The following is a 21,487-nucleotide window of genomic DNA, read 5'->3' on the forward strand; positions in this document are numbered from 1 at the left end:
GAATTATGGACCAGATCTGGCCATTTTAATTTAAATCTTTATAAAAAAGTTGATATCCGAAAGTTAGACAAGATCATTGCTGAACATATCTTATAGTCACAAAAATGACTTTTTATGACATAATAAAGTGAAGAAGAAGTCGTAATTTGCGGTTTCCCGGGTAATATTTACAGGCACCGAATAATATTTCCTCGGTGCCCCATCACTTATTTACCACAGTACTCATTGTTGTCAGTCTCGCGCTGATGACGTCTTACTTTATTTTATTTGCGATCATTTCTTTATCTTCTTTAAATTTATGGTGTGTCTGCTTAATCAATTCTTTAAATAGTCCATTCATATTTTCCTCGAGTGAAGCAATACCGACTCCGGTGATTCCACCTTTTACACATACTTTTTCTATTAACTCATTGAGAGTAAAATGGTTTTCTGCTAATAGTTTTCCAAAGCCAATAAACATTTTTTCCATTAGCTGTGTTGCCTGTTCTGTAGTAACTTCTGTTTGATTGGCAGCATCTTTGATATAGTTTTCTGCCAAAAAGGCAAAAAAGGCAGGACCACAAGAAACGATATCTGATGCTATTCTCATAATGTTTTCCTCTATTTCTACCGGCTCTGAAAATTGTCTGCATCTTTTAATAAATAATTCTTTTCTGAAGGAATCTAATCTACTACCAAACGTTAATAGTGTTACGCCTGCTAGTGCATAATTTGTAATACTAGGCACCATTCGAGCTACTTGACAATCAACTAACGACTCAATTTCCTCCACTGACATTGCACTTGTTATCGATACTAGCAGTTGTTTTTCATCGAGAACTGGTTGGATTTCTCTTAATACGGCTATCATGTCAATTGGTTTTACACATAAAAAAATCGTATCAACATTTTCAATTAACTCGAAGATATTTTCCTTTACGTGAATCTGTGGATACTTCCCTTGGATTGCATATGCTTTTTCGGCTGTACGATTAGAGACATAAAGACTTTCCTGATTAATGACGTTCGATTCAAGAAAGGCAGTTACTAAAACTGCGCCCATATTACCGGTTCCAATTATACCCCATTTCATTTCATCTCGCCTCCTGGATAATTTCTAACACTATCCTATGAACAACTTTACTATTCTATGATAAAGGAATGATAAACATGTCTTGGATATTTAAAAATTGGTATTTAGTTTTAGTGGTTGGAGCAATTTTACTGTGGTTATTAATTGATCCATCGATAGATGAGCAAGACGATGATTTAACGGATCAGTTGATGGAAGAACATAATGCTGAACTTCAGGAGGAAGAGGAGGATAGTGATGCAACAGAATATAAAATTGATCTCAAAGGTGAAATAGAACGTCCTGGAGTATACCAAGTTACTGAAAATGACCGTGTCGAAGATGCAATTCAATTGGCTGGTGGTTTTACTAACAATGCAGATAAGCAGGTGATCAACCTCGCAGAACGAGTATATGATGAAATGGTAATATATGTACCAGCCAAAGGTGAAAATGCTGACGAAACAGAACAGGTTTTAGATACTGGCAGTGACGATCAAAAGGTTAAAGTGAACATCGCTTCGGTTGAAGAAATGCAAACTATTCCAGGAATAGGTGAAGTAAAAGCAAATGCAATTGTTGAATACAGAGATACTTATGGGCGTTTTAAAAAAATAGAGGACTTAACTAAAGTTTCCGGAATTGGTGATAAAACAGTTGAAAGGCTGGAGGAATACGTCCGAATTCCATAATCTTATTGACGCTTTCTTATTGGACAAGTACACTTTTATTATGTGAGAAAAAAGAAAGGGTGGATTATATGGAAAGGATTTCCTGGCATCAATATTTTATGGCTCAAAGTCATTTATTAGCATTGCGAAGTACCTGTCAGCGATTAATGGTAGGTGCCACCATTGTAAGGGACAAGCGTATTATCGCCGGAGGATATAATGGCAGTGTTTCTGGCAGTGTACACTGTATAGATGAAGGATGTTATGTGATTGATGGACATTGTGTACGGACAATTCATGCAGAAATGAATGCTTTATTACAATGCGCTAAATTTGGTGCTTCTACCGAAAATGCAGAGATCTATGTAACACATTTCCCCTGTTTGAATTGTTGTAAAGCCATAATTCAAAGCGGGATAAAAACCGTTTATTATGCTGAAGATTATAAGAATCATCCATATGCAGTGGAATTATTTGAAGAAGCTGGTGTCCATGTCGAAAAAGTAGAATTAGATCAGCATTATATAACATTGAAACCATAATCGGTAGATAATGTAAGGGGGAGGTGATGATTACTTGTATCAAAAATTACATTGGTTTGTATTGTTATATGTCATGAGTTTTGTACTGAAAGATGTGAGTGCTAAATGGTTCATGATGATTTTAGCTGTTATCATTTTATTTTTAATATACAACCATCGATTTTCTAAACTCTTTATTACCTCTCTAACCGCTTTTGGCCTTTTTTCCTTTTATCAAATCCCATCCTTAAATCTAGATGATACCGAAGAACAAACCTCAAGTACTTATGTCCAAGGATATATTCAATCTTCAGTAGAACAAAACAGTCAATTTATTCGATTTACCTTCCAAACTTCTGATGATTCTATTATCCAAGTATATTATTTTGTAGAATCAGATATTTCAGGCAATTTATCCTCATTTCGCACTGGTGCTTCTTGTATGTTGTACGGTACCTTTCAGAATATTCCAGCTGCGCGTAACCCTGGGCAATTTAATTACAAAGAATACTTGGCTTCACAAGGAATTGAGAAACAATTTGTAATCGAATCAATAGACAAAAGTAGATGCGAAGGACAATCACCCTGGCAAAAGATATACGATTTTCGTCAACAAATATTAGGTCATATCGAGCATCATGTGAGTACATTTACATATGCATGGTTCGCTGCTCTCTTATTTGGAGAGCGTGAGCATTTAGAAGATGATGTTGTAAACTTATTTCAAAATTGGAATCTTAGTCATTTACTAGCGATCTCTGGTCTACATGTTGGTCTAATTCTAACGATCGTTTACTTTATATTGTTATTTGTATGTCGAATTACGATTGAAAAAGCACAAGTTTTAATAGCTTGTTTATTGTTTTTCTATCCCGCCATGGCAGGAGGAGCACCTTCTGTTTGGCGAGCCAGTCTGTTAGCGATTGTTATTATTGTACTTTCTAAGTTACCTATCCGTTTTGCTATAACAGACATGTTGAGTATTGTTTTTATCATGATGGTGCTTTTGGATAAATTTATGATCTATTCAATTGCTTTTCAATTTAGTTTTATAGTGACGTTTGGAATTATACTGTCAAGAAAATTATTGAATGGCGTAGAAGGAAATATGTGGATAGCGCTGCGAATTTCACTTATGAGTATGCTCACCATCTTACCTATTCAGCTGTATCATTTTTACCAATTCCAACCATTATCAGTCTTTGTAAATGTAATTATCATTCCTTATTTTACAGTAGCAGTGTTACCGATTTTATTTTTAATACTGCTTGCTTCATTTATGCCAGTCCTTTTAGCAATATTAGATAACATTTTTGTGCCTCTTCATAAAACGGCAATCACAGTCTTGACAGTAATGGATCATTGGATGCCAGCGCCTTGGTTGACGGGGGAATTTCCAATTTATTTATTTCTGCCTTTTTATCTAATATTATGGTTATTTTTATACTATTTCGAAAAGCAACAATTCCGAAAATCCCTTCGATTTGGTTCGTTATTAGTTATGTTACTAATTATTATAAGTCTCAAGCCACACTTAGATCAACATGGGTATATAACAATGTTGGACATCGGTCAAGGAGATGCTATTATTGTGGAATTACCATATAGAAAAGGAGTGTTTATATTGGATGCTGGTGGGAAGGTGTCAACAGATTTTTCCGATAACTCGTCTGAAACATTTGATCAGGTGATTGATCCATTTTTGAAGTCTAAGGGAATTGATAAAATTGATGCTATTATTTTGTCACATGCTGATCATGATCATATAGGAAGTGTACCATATATACTAGCTGATTATTCCGTTGATTATGTAATCACTAGTCCTTATTTTGATGAAAAGATAATCGAACAATATAAACTTATAGTAACAGAAACTCAATTTGTCACTGTGAAGGCTGGGGATATGTTCGATCTTAAAGATCAAGTATTTGAAGTTCATTATCCCGTACGTAATCAATCAGATAGAAATGAGAATTCACTCGTGATAAGTAGTTCATTTGGTAATGACAAATGGTTATTCACGGGTGATTTAGGAGAAGAGGGAGAAACAGCAATAGTAAATGCTTACCCAGAATTAAAAGCAGACGTATTAAAAGTTGCCCATCATGGCAGTAATACGTCAAGTTCTTTGTCTTTTTTAGAAGCTGTAGAAGCAGATTTAGCATTAATATCGGTTGGTAAAGATAATCGTTATGGTCATCCACATCAAGAGATATTAGATAACTTGGAAAGATACAATATAAAAGTCATGAGAACAGACCAATCCGGTGCCTTAATTTATAAATTCTCTGAAGAAAGAGGAACAGTTTTTCCTTATTTACCATAATATACAGTAGAATATAAAAAACGAGACTAAATGGTTAGCCTCGTTCCTTTTATGAACCAATTGCATCGAAAATAACTCCAATAAAGAAAATAATCATAAAGAATACAAATGAGAAAACAAATCCAAATCCAGCATCAAAAATGTCATGTCGTTTCGACTGAACATCCTTTTCAAATTCATTCATTGTTATTACCTCCTTTAAATATCAAGTTGAAGTGAATTGCCATACTCCTGTTTGCATGTAACATCAACGATTGTCTGTTAGCATTACTTAAATTTTTTCATCCATATCTCAGGATTCCCTTACTTAGCAAGAGTTAACACCTATATATTTTGGGGTATCAGGTCAATCTATATATAAGAAAATATCGCAGCTTGATTAGATACCTAGGGCTAATGAAGTTGCGTTGATATAGATTGCAGAGGGAAGGATGAAAATGCCTCCCTCTTTTTCATTATTATGTATGATATAGGTTTTTACATTCACACTTCTTTTCAACAGTTAAATCTTATTATACAATAAAACATATTCCGTTTTTTTTCAACTTTTTATCGTGTTTGACACAATTTTTTTAGAAAATAAGTTACATATTTGGAGATGAGTGAATGAGTTATTTGGCATGTATCGAAGAAATGAAGAAAGGGAAAATCGCTCCGATTTATTATTTTCATGGAACTGAAACCTATATGATTGAAGCGTTAAAACAGGCCTTAATTTCAAATGGTGTGGAACAGGAGGAACAGGACACGAATTTGTCCATTTATGACCTGGAAGAAATTTCAATCCAGGAAGTCGTCACAGATGCAGAAACATTTCCTTTCCTAGGGGAAAGGAAAGTTATAATTGCTACAAATGCAGATTTTTTAAAAGCAAAACCGGCTAAATCAGAAATCGAACATCAGCCTGAAGTATTAATTGATTACATACAAAATCCTGCACCATATTCTATTTTAGTAATAATAGCTCCTTATGAAAAAGTAGACGAGCGGAAAAAGGTGGTTAAACAACTTAAGAAAGCCGCCAAAACTGTGGCGTGCGAACCGTTAAAGGAATGGAATATCCAAGAAGTGATCGGCACCATTGCAAAGGAGCATGGAGTATCCATATCTGATGAAGTGATGACATATTTTATTAATGAAATTGGAACTAATTTGATGATTATTCATTCTGAAATGGAGAAGCTTGCCATATATGTAGGAGAAGGAAATGCAATCAGACTAGAAGATGCGGAATTATTACTTTCAAGTCAAGAGAACAGTTCGGCATTGAAATTAATGGATGCTATCATGGTAAACGATTTAGCGAAAGCTATTGATATCACTAAAGACTTAGAAAAGATGAATGAGGATCCGATTGCTTTGATTGCACTTGTGGCGTCACAATTCAGGACGTTGCTACATGTAAAATTGTTGAAGCAAAAAGGGTATACGCAACAGCAAATGGCCAGTCAGCTCAAAATTCATCCATATGTTGCGAAGTTATCGATTCAGCGCCAAAGTAAATTTCAGGTTAAAGAATTGAAAGAAGCGATTGATCTCCTAACCGAAACGGATGCCCAAATAAAATCCGGCCAGATGGATAAATCACTGGCCTTTGAACTGTTACTATACCGATTAATTTCCAAAAGGAAGATTGTGTCTTAGGGAAGTTGCTGATAACAACTTGTTGAGCGGACATCTAGTGCGTTATTTGACGAAAAATCCCCCGTTTTTCTGTGTTGGCGGACATTTAATCCTTTATTCGGTTACTTTTGGTGAAAATTAGCTTTATTTTCGAAGAATAACGGAATAGATGTCCGCAAAGGGCTTAAAAACAGCACCTTTGTCACAAATAACGGAACGAATGTCCGCGCTCGATCCACGTTCTTTTCTGATAATAAAAAAACCACAACAGTTTTGTTGTGGTTTTTTTATTATGCGCTTAGTCCGTTTACTTTCTGTGCTAAGCGAGATTTTTGACGGTTACCTTTGTTTTGGTGGATAAGTCCTTTTTGTACGGCTTTGTCAATTTTCTTCACTGCAGTTGCAAGTGCAGCCTTTGCATTTTCAACATCATTGCTTGCTACTAATGCTTCCACTTTCTTAATATGTGAACGCATATCTGCTTTAACGGTTTGGTTTTGTTGACGGTGATCATCATTCACACGAACACGTTTAATTGCTGATTTAATATTAGCCAATGTCTTCACCTCCATCTTGCTTCTTACCCTATCTTAAGTTAGGTCAAATGACATTTTACCAAAGCTTTAACAAGTTTTCAATAAAAATTGTTGTTACAAAGGAATATTCCACCGTGTATCATTTCGAACTTCTCGGTAAAACTATACAAAAATCCATGAGGAGGTTTGTCTGTGAAAGATCAATCATTTGAAGTAAGAACAGATCTAGCTGTGGAAGCAAAGGATATGTATGTTGAAAAAGAAGAAAAAAAAGAACAACAAATACCAGGAGTAACCATAAGTGAGAAGAAAATTGGAAATATAGAAGTAACAAACGTTGAAGTTGATGAGGAAGGTGCAAAAGCGATTGGGAAGAATCCAGGTTCCTACCACACAGTTTATTCTAATGCAATAAAACAACAGGATACAAAATCCCAAGAAGAAACTGCAAAAGTAGTAACGAAACAATTACTTGAATTAATGAACAAAAATCATGTTGCACAAGATGCTTCAGGATTAATCGTCGGTTTAGGAAATCGTAACGTAACACCAGATGCATTAGGTCCACTGGCAATTGACAAAGTGCTTGTCACCAATCATTTATTTATTCATGAACCACAGTATGTGCAAGATGGCTATCGCAAAGTAGCGACGATTAACCCTGGCGTAATGGGAGTTACCGGAATTGAAACGAGCGATATTATCAAAGGTGTCATAGAGAAATATAAACCAGGCTTTGTAATTGCTATCGATGCTCTTGCATCTCGTTCCATTGAAAGGGTGAATGCAACTATACAATTATCAGATTCAGGTATCCATCCAGGTTCAGGCGTTGGCAATAAACGAAAAGAATTAAGTAAAGAGACGTTGGGTGTTCCTGTTTTTGCTATCGGTGTGCCAACTGTAGTTGATGCGGTTACGATTACCAGCGATGCAATTGATTATGTCTTAAAACATATTGGCAAAGAGTGGCGAGAAAAAGACGAACCTTCTAAATCATTGACACCGGCAGGATTAAATTTTGGTGAACGCTCTCTATCGGATGAAGATTTACCACCTATTGAAAAAAGAGAAAAAATATTTGGCATGATTGGTGCATTAGATGAACAAGAGAAGCGTGCCTTAATGCAAGAAGTGCTGACTCCCCTAGGACATAATTTAATGGTAACACCTAAGGAAATAGACGGATATATAAAGGATATGGCTCATTTATTGGCAGAAGCATTGAATGCAGCAATGCATGAAAATGTTAATATTAAAAATTTTGCTAATTATACAAGGTAAAATAGGTTCTACTTTCTATCGAATCATCATAGTATCTACTAGATATGATAGAGGAGATAGAAAGGAGAACTATTATGCACCGCCCTAATCGATTACAAAAGAAACGTGTGTTTTTATTTTCAAAACATAAATTATTAATCATTATATCAGGATTTGTTACCACGTTTTTTGCAATGTTTATTTTAGTGGGTATGTTAACAAGTATGGATCCGAGTTATCGTGTTGCTTCTAATACTGTCAAGAAATGGACGAACAATGTAACGGAAGTCCATTTCTTATCTTTAATGATGATGGAAAATCGTGTTTTTAAAGAAGCCCTTCCAGAAGACCAAACACCGATTGATATGTGGAAAGTAGTTTTTGAATTAGGGACGAATGTCAGAATGCATGATGTCAGAAGTTTATTAGGAAGAGAACTTCCTGGATTTGAAATGTATGATCGAGAAATATTGATTGCAGGTGAGGGGACCGATTATACGAACTTAACGGTTGAATCAACACCACCACTCGATATCGTTTTAGAAGAAAGAGAAGCAACAACTCCTGAGGAAAAAGATGAAGAAAAAGATGAGGAAAAACCTGTTGAGGAACAAGAAAAAACAACAGGTGACAAGGATGTTGTTTATATATATAACACACATAACCGTGAATCATTTTTACCTTATTTGCCTGATGCAGATGAGCCAGATGATGCCTTCCATCATGAAGTAAATATCACCAAAGTCAGTGAACAGCTTTCAAAAGATTTAAAACGCCATGGAATAGGAGCGGAAGTGGATGATACCGATATTGGTGCAATCCTAAATGAAAAAGGATGGAATTATTCAGCGGATTCATATAGAGCTTCTAAAGATGTGGTCGAAGCAGCGCTGACGGACAACAAAGATGTGAATTTTGTGTTTGATTTACATCGTGATAGTATCCGTAAAGATTTAACAACCATTGAGATTGACGGGAAATCATATGCCAAGATTATGTTTGTAATAGGTGGAGACAATCCGAACTATGAAAAGAACTATGCCTTAGCAGAGAAACTACACGCTTTATTGGATGAAAAATATTATGGCTTAAGTCGAGGGGTAGAGATGTATGCTGGTGCAGGCAGAAATGGTGTTTATAACCAAGATGTCTCCGAAAATGCCTTGACAATTGAAGTTGGCGGGGTCGATAACACAATGGAAGAGCTGTATAACACCACAGAAGTTTTTGCAGAAATATTCAGTGAATATTATTGGGATGCAGAAAAAGTCTCAGGAACAAATGGGGAGGATGAATAGGGTGAAGTACTTCTTTTATCTATTGTTGTTAACACTAGTTTTTTCGTTAGGGATGTACATTGGTATTGATCGATCTGAAGGGCATGAAGCAGTCGATTCTCCTCAAGAAGTAGTGGTTAATGAACCAGTAGATGCGGATGAAGTTGAGGTAGTAGATAGGGACAAGATTATTGAAGAAGTGGAAAGAGACATCCAGGTGAATGAGAAGATCGAACCAACCTTTTTACACTCAGCAGCAGGTGAAGGGGAAAAAATTGTCAAAGTTATTTTCGATCAAATTGTCGATGTTACCTATACAGTAGTGGATGGCATTTTTTAATTGTAAAAATGGCTCTAAACAGTCATACTTTATTAAGGTGTTAGCGTCTCTGGTATCCCCTTTTAGCTTCCTTATGTAATCTAAAGGTTGTAGTGGGGTCTTACAGACGATTAGCACCGTGATAAAGTCTTGTCTGGATATTTCTGTTGAACATCCATGTTTTCACTGCTATAATCAATGCTAGTATTGTGGTCGAATATAGGAGTTGAATGACATTGACGAACATTAGAAATCAAAGCAAAGTACGTAATTTTTCTATAATTGCACATATTGATCACGGAAAATCAACGTTAGCAGACCGAATATTGGAAAAAACAAAAGCATTGACGTCTCGTGAGATGAAAGAGCAATTTTTAGATGCCATGGATTTAGAACGTGAACGCGGAATAACTATTAAACTAAATGCTGTTCAATTGAAATATGATCGCGGTGGTGGGGATGAATACCTTTTTCACTTAATTGATACACCAGGACATGTCGATTTTACATACGAAGTATCAAGAAGTCTTGCAGCTTGTGAAGGCGCGATATTAGTGGTGGATGCTGCACAAGGTATTGAAGCACAAACATTGGCTAATGTTTATTTAGCACTGGATAACGATCTTGAAATTATCCCGGTTATTAATAAAATTGATTTGCCAAGTGCAGATCCAGAACGTGTGAAACAAGAAATTACAGATGTGATTGGGATTGACGGAGATGAAGCTATTTTAGCTAGTGCGAAGTCAGGTATAGGTATCGATGAAATACTTGACCAAATTGTTGAAAAAATTCCTGCCCCAGAAGGTAATCCTGATGAGCCATTAAAAGCACTAATATTTGATTCTTTATATGATCCATATCGAGGAGTTATTGCATATATTTGTGTGAAAGAAGGATCTGTTAAAGTAGGAGATAAAATTAGAATGATGGCGACGGATAAAGAATTTGAGGTCAATGAAGTCGGAGTTTTTAATCCGAAGCCAGTCCAACAAGATGAACTAACAGTAGGAGATGTAGGGTACTTAACCGCATCGATTAAAAATGTAGGCGATTCTCGAGTAGGGGATACCATTACCTTGGCAAACAATCCGGCAGCTGAGCCATTACCAGGTTATCGTCGACTTAATCCAATGGTATTCTGTGGTCTTTACCCTGTTGATGCAGATAAATATAATGATTTACGGGAAGCCCTTGAACGTTTAGAGTTAAACGATTCTTCATTACAATATGAAGCAGAAACTTCACAAGCGTTAGGTTTTGGTTTTCGGTGTGGTTTCTTAGGACTACTGCATATGGAAATTATTCAGGAACGTATTGAGCGTGAGTTTGGTATTGATTTAATCACAACTGCGCCAAGTGTTATTTATAAGGTTGTGAAGACAGACGGGGAAGAATTTGATATTGATAATCCGTCATTTATGCCAGATAACCAATCGGTACAAGAAGTCCAGGAACCATATGTTCGAGCGACGATTATGGTGCCTAACGATTTTGTCGGACCAGTGATGGAAATCTGCCAGAAAAAACGTGGTGAATTTCAGGATATGCAATACTTGGATGATAATCGTGTCAATGTTGTCTATGAAATTCCATTATCCGAGATTGTCTATGACTTTTTTGATCAATTAAAGTCACAGACGAAAGGTTACGCATCATTTGATTATGAAATGGTAGGGTATAAGGTATCGAACTTGGTGAAAATGGATATTTTACTAAATGGTGATACTATCGATGCATTGTCCTTTATTGTACATCGTGATTTTGCTTTTGAACGTGGCAAGCAAATCGCTGATAAATTAAAGACGTTAATACCTAGGCAACAGTTCGAAGTGCCGATCCAGGCGGCAATTGGTAATAAGATAGTCGCAAGAACAAATATTAAGGCAATGCGTAAAAACGTGTTAAGTAAATGTTACGGTGGGGATATTTCCCGAAAACGGAAACTTCTAGAGAAACAAAAAGAAGGTAAGAAAAGAATGAAAATGGTTGGTTCTGTCGAAGTTCCACAAGAAGCCTTTATGGCTGTACTTAAAATGGATGATGATTAGACAAATGCTAAACCCTTGTCAATTGGCAAGGGTTTTTACCGTACGTCGAAGGGGGAGAAGCAATGGTATCGTCTGTATATATCCACATTCCTTTTTGCGAAAAGATTTGCCATTATTGTGATTTTACCAAGTTCTTTTATGAAGAAAAGATGGCTGATGGTTACTTAATTGCATTAGAGAATGAAATAAAAACGAATATACAAGAATCAAAAAAGAAAATGAAAACTATTTTTGTTGGTGGAGGAACTCCAACGGCATTAAATAACCGCCAATTAATGAAACTGGTGGAAATGATCGATCATTACTTTGATGTTGCCAGTGTAGAAGAATATTCATTTGAAGCAAACCCTGGTGATCTAACGGAAGATAAAATACGTATTTTAAAAGACCATGGTGTTAATCGGATTTCTATGGGTGTCCAAGTGTTTGATGACGAGATGTTAGAACAATTAGGAAGATTGCACCGTGTGAAAGATGTTTATCAGAATGTGAATGACTTGATAAAGGTAGGTATTGACAATGTTAGTATAGATTTAATGTATAGTCTGCCGAACCAGACGATAGAACATTTTGAGAAAACGTTGGATGAGGCACTACAATTTGATCTGCCTCATTATTCTGCTTATTCATTACAGATTGAGCCGAAAACTATCTTTTATCAGCGGTATAAGAAGGGAACGCTAACGAAACCACCAGAAGAAATTGAAGCGGATATGTATGAGTTACTGCGCAGGGAAATGAAAAATAAGGGGATCGAGCAATATGAAATCAGTAACTTTGCCAAACCTGGTTTTGAGAGCAAGCACAATTTAACTTATTGGAACAATGATTACTACTATGGATTTGGTGCTGGTTCACATGGGTATTTACCTGGGGAAAGGATTATTAATATCCGCCCATTCCCGACATATGTGGAAGCAGCCAATGAAACAGGAAAACCAGTGCTTCATATAGAAAAAATCGGGAAAAAGGAGCAAATCGAAGAGGAGATGTTCCTAGGTTTAAGGAAAAGTGAAGGAGTATCGATTCCAAAATTCGAGAAAAAATACCAAGTGAAAATAGAAGAAGTGTACGGTGATGAATTAGCTCACCTTGAGGCAAGAGGATGGATTAATCGTAATACTACGTTTATTAAATTAACCGAAGAAGGAAAGCCTTTCGGTAATGAAGTATTTCAATCCTTTTTACTGGAAAAAGAAATTTAATATAGGTCAAATTTAATATGAGTTTCCTGATTGACATTTTGAGTGGTATTTGATAATTTATTATTAGATTTAGCACTCGCGGTTTCAGAGTGCTAACAGAGGTGATCATCGATGCTTACAGAAAGACAGATACAAGTTTTGCAGGTTATTATTGATGAGTTCATCCATACGGCACAACCGATTGGATCGAGGGCTATCGCAAAGAAGGAAGACATTTCTTTTAGTCCTGCCACAATTCGAAATGAAATGGCAGACTTAGAGGAATTAGGTTTCATTGAGAAGACCCATACATCCTCTGGACGTGTACCTTCCGAGAAAGGATACCGTTTTTATGTAGATAACTTAATGTTACCATTTCGCTTATCAAATCAAGATATGGGTATGATACAACGGACATTTGAACGGGAAATGATTGAATTCGAAAAAGTAGTACAAAAATCGGCAAGGGTTTTATCAGATTTAACAAACTATACTTCCATCATTTTAGGACCGGAAGTTTTTGAAACAACATTAAAGCAAATCCAGATTATCAGTTTATCTGAACATACAGCAGTTGCGATACTAGTCACTAGTACAGGACATGTTGAACACCGTTATTTCAATGTGCCAACGACAATGCAAACTGCTGATTTAGAAAAACTAGTGAATATTTTAAATGATCGTTTGGTTGGTGTGCCAATCGTGCATTTACAACAGAAAATGTATGGCGAAGTAGCTGAAATGTTGCAACGTTATAGTTCCGATTTTGAAGCAACTTATGCCTATTTAAAAGAAGCTTTATTAGAGAAACAACCTGTAAAACTTTATATGGATGGAAAAACCAATATCATGTTACAGCCAGAATTTCATGACATTGACAAGATTCAATCTCTTTATTCCGTGATGGAAAAAGAAGATCAATTAGCGAATCTGCTTAGAACATCTGGTAAAGGGATCAAAGTGTCGATAGGACAGGAAAATGAATTGGCTGCGATGCAGGACTGTAGTTTGATTACCGCAACATACTCATTAGGAGATGAACAGCTCGGAACGATTGCATTACTTGGACCGACAAGAATGGAATATTCAAGAGTTGTATCCATATTGAATGTTTTATCAAACAGATTAAGTCATAAATTCAATTCATGGTACTAATACGAGAAGGGTATGGTGTAGTCCCGTACTCTTTTCTCGTGTGCAAGTATAAAATTTGATTATTTAGCAAAAATGTGTTTTGCTATACAATGGCTTTATTTTAGGAGGTGACAGGGATGGAAGAAAAAGACGTACAACAACAAGAAAAAGAAGATGTAAAAGAGGAAGTAGTTGAAGATGCTGAACAGGAGCTTGTCACAGAAGAAGAATCAGCAGAATCTGAAGAAATAACAGTAAGTAACGAAGAATTTGAAAAGCTACAACAAGAGAAAAATGAGTTGCAAGATCGACTTCTTCGTGTGCAAGCAGAATATGATAACTTTAGAAAACGTACGAAGAAAGAAAAAGAAGCAGACCTGAAGTATAAATCACAATCGGTAATAACAGAACTTTTACCGGTTTTAGATAATTTTGAGCGTGCTCTTCAAGTAGAAATTGAAGAGAAAGCAGCAAAAGGGGTTGTCGAAGGTCTAGAAATGGTCTATCGACAATTGAAGACAGTATTGGAAAACGAAGGTGTAACGGAGATTGAAACAGATGGTCAAACATTTGATCCGAATATACACCAAGCAGTGATGCAAGTACAAGAAGAAGGTTATGAATCAAACCAAATTGTTGAGACGATGCAAAAGGGGTACCAATTAAAGGACCGTGTAATCAGACCAGCAATGGTGAAAGTTAATCAGTAATTACATAAGTTGTGAAGGAGGATAATGAAAATGGGAAAAATAATTGGTATTGACTTAGGTACAACTAACTCATGTGTAGCAGTAATGGAAGGTGGCGAATCAAAGGTTATTCCAAACCCTGAAGGTAACCGTACAACCCCTTCTGTTGTTTCATTCAAAAACGGAGAACGTCAAATTGGGGAAGTAGCAAAGCGTCAAGCTATTACCAACCCAAACACGATTCAATCGATTAAACGTCATATGGGGACAGATTATAAAGTAGAGATTGAAGGGAAAGAATATACACCTCAAGAAATTTCTGCAATTATTTTACAACATTTAAAATCATATGCAGAAGATTATTTAGGTGACACAGTAGATAAAGCAGTTATCACTGTTCCGGCTTACTTTAACGATGCTGAACGTCAAGCAACAAAAGATGCAGGTAAAATTGCTGGGCTTGAAGTAGAGCGTATTATTAATGAGCCTACTGCAGCAGCACTAGCATATGGTATTGATAAAGCAGAAGAAGATCAAACCGTACTCGTATATGATCTTGGCGGTGGTACATTTGACGTGTCTATCCTTGACATCGGCGAAGGTACATTTGAAGTAGTGTCTACTGCTGGTGATAACCGTCTTGGTGGAGATGACTTTGACCAAGTATTAATTGACCACATGGTAGAAGAATTCAAGAAGGAAAATGGAATCGATCTTTCACAAGATAAAATGGCACTTCAGCGTTTAAAAGATGCTGCAGAAAAAGCGAAGAAAGATCTTTCTGGTGTAGCTCAAACACAAGTATCATTACCATTTATTACAGCTGGAGATGCTGGCCCGTTACACTTAGAAATGAACATTACTCGTGCGAAGTTTGATGAGCTGTCTGCAGGACTTGTGGAAAAAACGATGGGACCAACCCGTCAAGCATTAAAAGATGCTGACCTTTCTGCAAATGAGATTGATAAGGTATTACTTGTTGGTGGTTCAACACGTATTCCTGCAGTACAAGATGCAATCAAGAAAGAAATTGGCAAAGACCCATCTAAAGGTGTAAACCCTGATGAAGTTGTAGCGCTAGGTGCGGCAATCCAAGGTGGGGTATTACAGGGTGATGTAAAAGACGTTGTATTACTAGACGTTACTCCATTATCATTAGGTATCGAAACAATGGGTGGTGTAACAACAAAACTTATCGAACGTAATACTACGATCCCAACCAGCGCACAACAAGTTTTCTCAACTGCTGCTGATAATCAAACAGCTGTTGATATTCACGTACTACAAGGTGAACGCGAAATGGCACAAGATAACAAAACACTTGGTCGTTTCCAACTAACAGATATTCCACCTGCACCACGTGGAGTACCTCAAATCGAAGTATCATTCGACATTGATGCCAATGGTATCGTAAATGTTCGTGCCAAAGATTTAGGTACGAATAAAGAGCAGTCCATTACGATTAAATCTTCTTCTGGACTTTCTGATGAAGAAGTTGAAAAAATGGTACAGGAAGCAGAAGAAAATGCCGAAGAAGATAAAAAACGTCGTGAAGAAATAGAACTTCGCAATGAAGCAGATCAATTGGTTTTCCAAACGGATAAAACTTTAAAAGATCTTGGCGACAACGTTTCTGACGAAGAAAAACAAAAAGCAGAAGCAGCAAAAGATGAATTGAAAAAGGCATTAGAGAACAATGACCAGGAACAAATTAAAGCGAAAAAAGAAGCTCTGGAACAAGAAGTTCAAGCTCTTTCCATGAAGCTTTATGAACAAGCACAGCAACAAGCGCAAGCTAATGGTGATGCAGCAGGAGCAGAAGGACAACAAGCAGACGATGTAGTAGATGCAGACTATGAAGAAATGGACGATGATGATAAAAAATAAAAATAGATTTTAAATCTAAGTTTGGAAAGTCAAAGTCAGTAACACATGGCTTTGGCTTTTTCCATGAAATAGTTCAATTTATTAATATTTATTCAAAGAAGTTTACAACGGACGCTGTTTCATGGTACTCAGCGTCTAGCAAGTAATGTTTGCTTATCTTTATCAATCAATGTTATGATAGTGTTTATGCAATAAACGAGCGGGAGTGTGATCAGTCAGTGAGTAAACGAGATTATTATGAAGTACTTGGTGTATCCAAAGATGCTTCAAAAGAAGAAATAAAAAAAGCGTACCGTAAACTTGCAAGAAAATATCACCCAGACGTTAATCAAGAAGAAGGCACAGACCAGAAATTCAAGGAAGTAAAAGAAGCTTATGAAGTGTTAGGCAATGAACAAAAAAGAGCTCAATATGACCAATTTGGTCATGCCGGACCACAAAGTCAGGGAGGCTTTGGCGGTTTCGGAGGTGCAGAAGACTTCGGTGGATTCGGAGATATTTTTGACATGTTTTTTGGTGGCGGTGGTCGCAGAAGGGATCCGAATGCTCCACGTCAAGGAAACGACCTACAATATTCGATGACATTAGACTTTGAAGATGCCATTTTTGGAAAAGAGACAGATATTCACATCCCTAAAGAGGAAGAGTGTACAACATGTAATGGATCAGGGGCAAAGCCTGGCACTACCCCAGAAACCTGTAGCCATTGTAATGGTAGCGGTCAGTTAAATGTTGAACAAAACACACCTTTTGGTAGAGTGGTTAATAGACGTGTATGTCATCATTGTCAAGGTAGCGGTAAAATGATTAAAGATAAATGTACTACTTGTGGTGGCCAAGGGAAGGTGAAGACCCGTAAGAAAATTCATCTTAGTATTCCAGCAGGTATTGATGATGGTCAGCAAATTCGTGTTGCAGGTCAAGGTGAACCTGGTGCAAACGGTGGGCCGGCTGGAGATTTATATGTTATTATTCAAGTAAAAGAACATGAATTCTATCAACGTGAAGGCGACCATATTTTCTGTGAAATGCCTATTACCTTTGCACAAGCAGCACTTGGAGATGAAATCGAGGTTCCAACATTACATGGTAAAGTGAAACTTAAAGTTCCAGCTGGTACGCAAACCGGGAAAACATTCCGCTTAAAGGGCAAAGGTGCTCCGAATGTTAGAGGATATGGTCATGGTGACCAACATATAAAAATTCGTGTAATTACACCGACCAACTTAAATGAGCGTCAGAAGGAATTATTAAGAGAATTCAATGAAATTAGTGGTAACCAACCAACCGATGAACATGAAAATTCGTTTTTTCAACGCGTAAAGCGTGCTTTTAAGGGAGAATAAGCAATCCTTAGCTGAAAATTTTTATAAAGTGAGTTGATCTGCGTGAAGTGGACAGAGCTGTGTATCTATACGACTAATGAAGCGATTGAACCTATCTCCAACATTATACATGAAGCAGGTGCCAGTGGTGTTGTAATTGAAGATCGTCAGGATTTAGAGAAGGAGCGTGAAAGCATTTATGGTGAAATCTATGATCTAAATCCTGATGATTACCCTGAAGAGGGAGTTCGTTTAAAAGCATATCTTCCTGTGAATAGTTTCCTAGGTGAAACAGTATCTGAAATTAAGCAGGCAATTAATAATTTGCTCCTATATGATATTGATATTGGCTTAAATAAAATAACACTCAGTGAAGTAAATGAAGAAGAATGGGCGACTGCTTGGAAAAAATATTATAAACCGGCGAAAATTTCTCAACGAGTAACGATAACACCAACATGGGAAGATTATCAGCCTGTCTCCACAGATGAACTCATCATAGAACTAGATCCAGGTATGGCATTTGGTACAGGTACCCATCCGACAACCGTACTAAGCATTCAAGCACTTGAGAGATTCATTGAGAAGGGAGCCACTGTCCTTGATGTAGGATGTGGTTCAGGTGTGTTAAGTGTTGCTTCTGTATTGTTAGGTGCAGAGCAGGTTTTTGCTTTCGATTTAGATGAAGTAGCAATCCAAAGTACCAAGTTAAATGTCAAAGTAAATAAAGTAGATAACAAGGTTAAAGTTAAGCAAAATAATTTACTAGAAAATGTAAAAGACGCAGCGGATATCATTGTAGCAAATATCTTGGCTGAAATCATTTTACGTTTTGAAAATGATGCCTTTGAACGATTGAAGCCAGGTGGAGTATTTATTACCTCTGGCATCATTCAAAAGAAAAAGCAGGATGTTAAGGAAGGCTTAGAAAAGGCAGGATTTAACATTTTAGAGATCAATCAGATGGAAGATTGGATTTCAATTATCGCCCAAAAGCCTGAAGGAAGTAGGTAAAGGGATGCAACGTTATTTTATAGAAAAAGATAACTGGCATGAAAACAAAGTACAAATTGTGGCTGACGATTATCATCATATGGTTCATGTCATGCGGATGGAAGCAGGAGATACATTCATTGCCAATCGTTATGACGGACAATCAGCCATATGTCGTATCAACGTAATTCAAGAAACAGTGTTGGAAGCTACTGTGGAAGAGTGGCTTCAGGAAGAATCGGAGTCACCAATTAACATTACGGTTGTACAAGGTTTGCCAAAAGGTGATAAGTGGGAACTAACTCTACAGAAAGGGACTGAACTTGGAGCTGCACGTTTTATCCCTTTTCAAGCAGACCGTTCTGTCGTAAAATGGGATCACCAAAAACTGAAGAAAAAACTACCCAGATGGCAAAAAATTGTGAAAGAAGCAAGTGAACAAGCACACCGCACAAAAACTCCTAAAGTTGAATCTGTTGTAACATTCGAAGAATTAATGAACGAAAGTGCGTCATATGATTGGAAGTTCTTTGCTTATGAAGAGGCGACTCGTAATTACAAATCATTCAAATTACATAACTATTTTTCACAAATAGAAGAAGGTCAATCCATCATGATATGCATTGGTCCAGAGGGTGGATTTAGCGAAAATGAAGCAAATAGTTTAAAGGATGCGGGCTTTCAGGCAATTCGTCTTGGACCACGAATTTTACGAACGGAAACAGCACCATTATATGTACTTGCAAATTTGTCTTATTACTTTGAAGAAATGAGGTGATGGAATGCCTACAGTGGCTTTTCATACATTAGGTTGTAAAGTAAACCATTATGAAACAGAAGGTATTTGGCAGAAATTCAAAAATGAAGGTTATGAGCGAGTAGATTTCGATCATCATGCCGACGTTTATGTTATCAATACTTGTACGGTTACCAATACAGGCGATAAAAAAAGCCGACAAGTCATTCGCCGTGCCATTCGTAGCAATCCAGAAGCAGTGGTTTGTGTAACAGGTTGCTATGCCCAAACATCTCCAGGAGAGATTATGGAGATTCCGGGTGTCGATATTGTTGTAGGTACACAGGATCGAGGTAAGATGATTCAATATATTGAAGAACACCAAGAGCACCGTCAACCAATCAATGGTGTATCCAATATTATGAAAAATCGAGTTTTTGAAGAGATGGATGTGCCTCAATTCTCAGATCGTACACGTGCATCATTAAAAATCCAAGAAGGTTGTAATAATTTCTGTACATTCTGTATTATTCCATGGTCTCGCGGACTGCTGCGCTCTAGGGAACCTGAGAATGTAATGAAGCAAGCACGTCAACTGGTGGATGCAGGTTACAAAGAAATTGTTCTAACAGGAATTCATACAGCTGGATATGGAGAAGACATGAAAGATTATAACTTCGCACAATTATTACGTGATCTAGAATCAAAAGTAGACGGATTAAAACGAATTCGTATTTCGTCAATAGAAGCGAGTCAAATTACAGATGAAGTAATCGAGGTATTGGATGCTTCAAAGAAAGTAGTACCACACCTTCATATTCCGTTACAATCTGGTTCAGATACTGTTTTGGAAAGAATGCGGCGTAAATATACAACAGACTTCTATAAGAAGCGAGTAGCTAGAATTCAAAAGGCCTTACCGCATTTAGCGATAACATCTGATGTAATTGTTGGTTTCCCTGGTGAAACAGAGGAAGAATTCCAGGAAACAATGGATTTTGTCAAAGAAATTGGTTACTCCGAATTACACGTGTTCCCTTTCTCTAGAAGGACTGGTACACCTGCAGCACGGATGGATAACCAAGTAGATGATGAAGTGAAAAACCGTCGCGTTCAAGCATTAATTGACCAATCAAATGAACAAGCATTAGCATATGCGAAAAATTATGAAAATGAAGTTGTCGAGGTTATTCCGGAGGAAACATTTGATGCTGATCAACCGAATATGTTGGTAGGTTATTCGGATAACTATTTAAAAGTCAAATTCGAAGGATCGAAAGATATGATCGGTGAGATTGTTCGGGTGAAAGTAACAAAAGCAGGTTATCCGTATAACGAAGGTCAATTTGTCCGCGTAATGGATGACGCCGCATTATCTGTTTAAACCAAGACCATAGCAGGTATTCTGTTATGGTTTTCTAGTCAGTCAAGAAAGTATAAAATCAGCGCAATGACCGTGTTAAACGAAGTAGTTATTTGACATGTTTTGGGCGGCCGGAGTGGTGGTCAACCAGTCGATATATTTCATAATGGCAACTAGAGAAATCGCAGGTCTAGTTAGCATTTAGTGATAAGGACTGGGCAGGGGTTGCCGGTTTTTCTTATTAAAACGGTTGACCTATTTTAACTGGTATATTATAATTGCAAAGAGACATATGTATCTATACATATGTTTGATTAATTTTGTTGATGCTTCGGAGGGAGGGAAATTAGCATGTCTAACACAACTCGCGTTCGTAAAAACGAGTCACTTGAAGATGCTCTTCGTCGCTTTAAACGTAGTGTATCAAAATCTGGTACATTATCTGAATATCGTAAGCGTGAATTTTATGAAAAACCTAGTGTTCGCCGTAAGAAAAAATCGGAGGCAGCTAGAAAGCGTAAATTTTAAAGAGGGTGTA

19 protein-coding genes and 1 pseudogene are annotated in these 21,487 nt (G+C 36.9%); 17 read left to right on the plus strand and 3 right to left on the minus strand.

Going from position 1 to position 21,487, the window contains the following annotated elements; genetic code table 11:
* Positions 1-253 precede the first annotated feature (253 nt).
* Positions 254-1,072 (minus strand): late competence protein ComER, encoded by an 819-nt coding sequence (comER, locus tag J5J03_RS13220; protein WP_208590147.1) that lies wholly within the window; start codon positions 1,070-1,072, stop codon positions 254-256.
* A 77-nt stretch (positions 1,073-1,149) separates the two neighbouring features.
* Between comER and J5J03_RS13225 the strand changes: the two genes are divergently transcribed.
* The 3 genes and pseudogenes from J5J03_RS13225 to J5J03_RS13235 all read left to right on the plus strand — a co-directional run bounded on the left by J5J03_RS13225 (position 1,150) and on the right by J5J03_RS13235 (position 4,569).
* Positions 1,150-1,743 carry a helix-hairpin-helix domain-containing protein gene (locus J5J03_RS13225; RefSeq protein ID WP_208590148.1) on the plus strand — a complete coding sequence of 198 codons (594 nt, stop codon included), beginning with the start codon at positions 1,150-1,152 and terminating at the stop codon, positions 1,741-1,743.
* Between the two features lie 68 nt (positions 1,744-1,811).
* A pseudogene (locus J5J03_RS13230) lies at positions 1,812-2,258 on the plus strand (ComE operon protein 2); the annotation flags it as partial.
* Positions 2,259-2,298: 40 nt separating this feature from the next.
* Positions 2,299-4,569: a DNA internalization-related competence protein ComEC/Rec2 gene (locus J5J03_RS13235; protein ID WP_208590149.1), complete on the plus strand. Its 2,271-nt coding sequence runs from the start codon at positions 2,299-2,301 to the stop codon at positions 4,567-4,569.
* A gap of 49 nt (positions 4,570-4,618) precedes the next feature.
* Here J5J03_RS13235 and J5J03_RS13240 read toward each other — a convergent pair whose 3' ends face one another.
* On the minus strand, positions 4,619-4,753 hold the full coding sequence (locus tag J5J03_RS13240) for a YqzM family protein (RefSeq protein ID WP_018931571.1): 135 nt from the start codon (positions 4,751-4,753) through the stop codon (positions 4,619-4,621).
* Positions 4,754-5,175: 422 nt separating this feature from the next.
* Here J5J03_RS13240 and holA point away from each other — a divergent pair, with 422 nt between their 5' ends.
* Positions 5,176-6,213 carry a DNA polymerase III subunit delta gene (holA, locus tag J5J03_RS13245; RefSeq protein WP_208590151.1) on the plus strand — a complete coding sequence of 346 codons (1,038 nt, stop codon included), beginning with the start codon at positions 5,176-5,178 and terminating at the stop codon, positions 6,211-6,213.
* Positions 6,214-6,482: 269 nt separating this feature from the next.
* Here holA and rpsT read toward each other — a convergent pair whose 3' ends face one another.
* On the minus strand, positions 6,483-6,749 hold the full coding sequence (rpsT, locus tag J5J03_RS13250) for a 30S ribosomal protein S20 (protein WP_018931573.1): 267 nt from the start codon (positions 6,747-6,749) through the stop codon (positions 6,483-6,485).
* A 171-nt stretch (positions 6,750-6,920) separates the two neighbouring features.
* Here rpsT and gpr point away from each other — a divergent pair, with 171 nt between their 5' ends.
* The 13 genes from gpr to rpsU all read left to right on the plus strand — a co-directional run bounded on the left by gpr (position 6,921) and on the right by rpsU (position 21,477).
* On the plus strand, positions 6,921-8,012 hold the full coding sequence (gene gpr / locus J5J03_RS13255; RefSeq protein WP_208590153.1) for a GPR endopeptidase: 1,092 nt from the start codon (positions 6,921-6,923) through the stop codon (positions 8,010-8,012).
* Positions 8,013-8,086: 74 nt separating this feature from the next.
* On the plus strand, positions 8,087-9,289 hold the full coding sequence (gene spoIIP, locus J5J03_RS13260) for a stage II sporulation protein P (protein WP_208590155.1): 1,203 nt from the start codon (positions 8,087-8,089) through the stop codon (positions 9,287-9,289).
* A 1-nt stretch (position 9,290) separates the two neighbouring features.
* Positions 9,291-9,608, plus strand: coding sequence for a hypothetical protein (locus J5J03_RS13265; protein WP_208590156.1), 318 nt, complete (start codon positions 9,291-9,293; stop codon positions 9,606-9,608).
* Positions 9,609-9,817: 209 nt separating this feature from the next.
* The gene (gene lepA / locus J5J03_RS13270) at positions 9,818-11,638 is read left to right on the plus strand and encodes a translation elongation factor 4 (protein ID WP_208590157.1); all 1,821 of its coding nucleotides are present in this window, start codon (positions 9,818-9,820) and stop codon (positions 11,636-11,638) included.
* A 62-nt stretch (positions 11,639-11,700) separates the two neighbouring features.
* Positions 11,701-12,843 carry a radical SAM family heme chaperone HemW gene (gene hemW, locus J5J03_RS13275; RefSeq protein WP_208590158.1) on the plus strand — a complete coding sequence of 381 codons (1,143 nt, stop codon included), beginning with the start codon at positions 11,701-11,703 and terminating at the stop codon, positions 12,841-12,843.
* A gap of 111 nt (positions 12,844-12,954) precedes the next feature.
* Positions 12,955-13,977, plus strand: a complete 1,023-nt coding sequence (hrcA, locus tag J5J03_RS13280) for a heat-inducible transcriptional repressor HrcA (protein ID WP_208590159.1) — start codon at positions 12,955-12,957, stop codon at positions 13,975-13,977.
* Positions 13,978-14,093: 116 nt separating this feature from the next.
* Positions 14,094-14,666, plus strand: coding sequence for a nucleotide exchange factor GrpE (gene grpE, locus J5J03_RS13285; protein ID WP_208590160.1), 573 nt, complete (start codon positions 14,094-14,096; stop codon positions 14,664-14,666).
* 30 nt (positions 14,667-14,696) lie between these two features.
* Entirely contained in the window at positions 14,697-16,532 is a 1,836-nt protein-coding gene (dnaK, locus tag J5J03_RS13290; RefSeq protein ID WP_208590161.1) for a molecular chaperone DnaK, read from the plus strand.
* 218 nt (positions 16,533-16,750) lie between these two features.
* Positions 16,751-17,878 carry a molecular chaperone DnaJ gene (dnaJ, locus tag J5J03_RS13295; protein ID WP_208590163.1) on the plus strand — a complete coding sequence of 376 codons (1,128 nt, stop codon included), beginning with the start codon at positions 16,751-16,753 and terminating at the stop codon, positions 17,876-17,878.
* Positions 17,879-17,920: 42 nt separating this feature from the next.
* The gene (prmA, locus tag J5J03_RS13300; RefSeq protein ID WP_208590165.1) at positions 17,921-18,871 is read left to right on the plus strand and encodes a 50S ribosomal protein L11 methyltransferase; all 951 of its coding nucleotides are present in this window, start codon (positions 17,921-17,923) and stop codon (positions 18,869-18,871) included.
* A 4-nt stretch (positions 18,872-18,875) separates the two neighbouring features.
* Positions 18,876-19,628: a 16S rRNA (uracil(1498)-N(3))-methyltransferase gene (locus J5J03_RS13305; RefSeq protein WP_208590167.1), complete on the plus strand. Its 753-nt coding sequence runs from the start codon at positions 18,876-18,878 to the stop codon at positions 19,626-19,628.
* A gap of 4 nt (positions 19,629-19,632) precedes the next feature.
* Positions 19,633-20,970 (plus strand): tRNA (N(6)-L-threonylcarbamoyladenosine(37)-C(2))-methylthiotransferase MtaB, encoded by a 1,338-nt coding sequence (mtaB, locus tag J5J03_RS13310; RefSeq protein WP_208590168.1) that lies wholly within the window; start codon positions 19,633-19,635, stop codon positions 20,968-20,970.
* A gap of 330 nt (positions 20,971-21,300) precedes the next feature.
* Positions 21,301-21,477: a 30S ribosomal protein S21 gene (gene rpsU / locus J5J03_RS13315; protein WP_018931586.1), complete on the plus strand. Its 177-nt coding sequence runs from the start codon at positions 21,301-21,303 to the stop codon at positions 21,475-21,477.
* Positions 21,478-21,487: the final 10 nt, after the last annotated feature.

Origin of the sequence: Gracilibacillus suaedae (assembly GCF_017599345.1) — a bacterium.
Classification (GTDB): domain Bacteria; phylum Bacillota; class Bacilli; order Bacillales; family Amphibacillaceae; genus Gracilibacillus; species Gracilibacillus suaedae.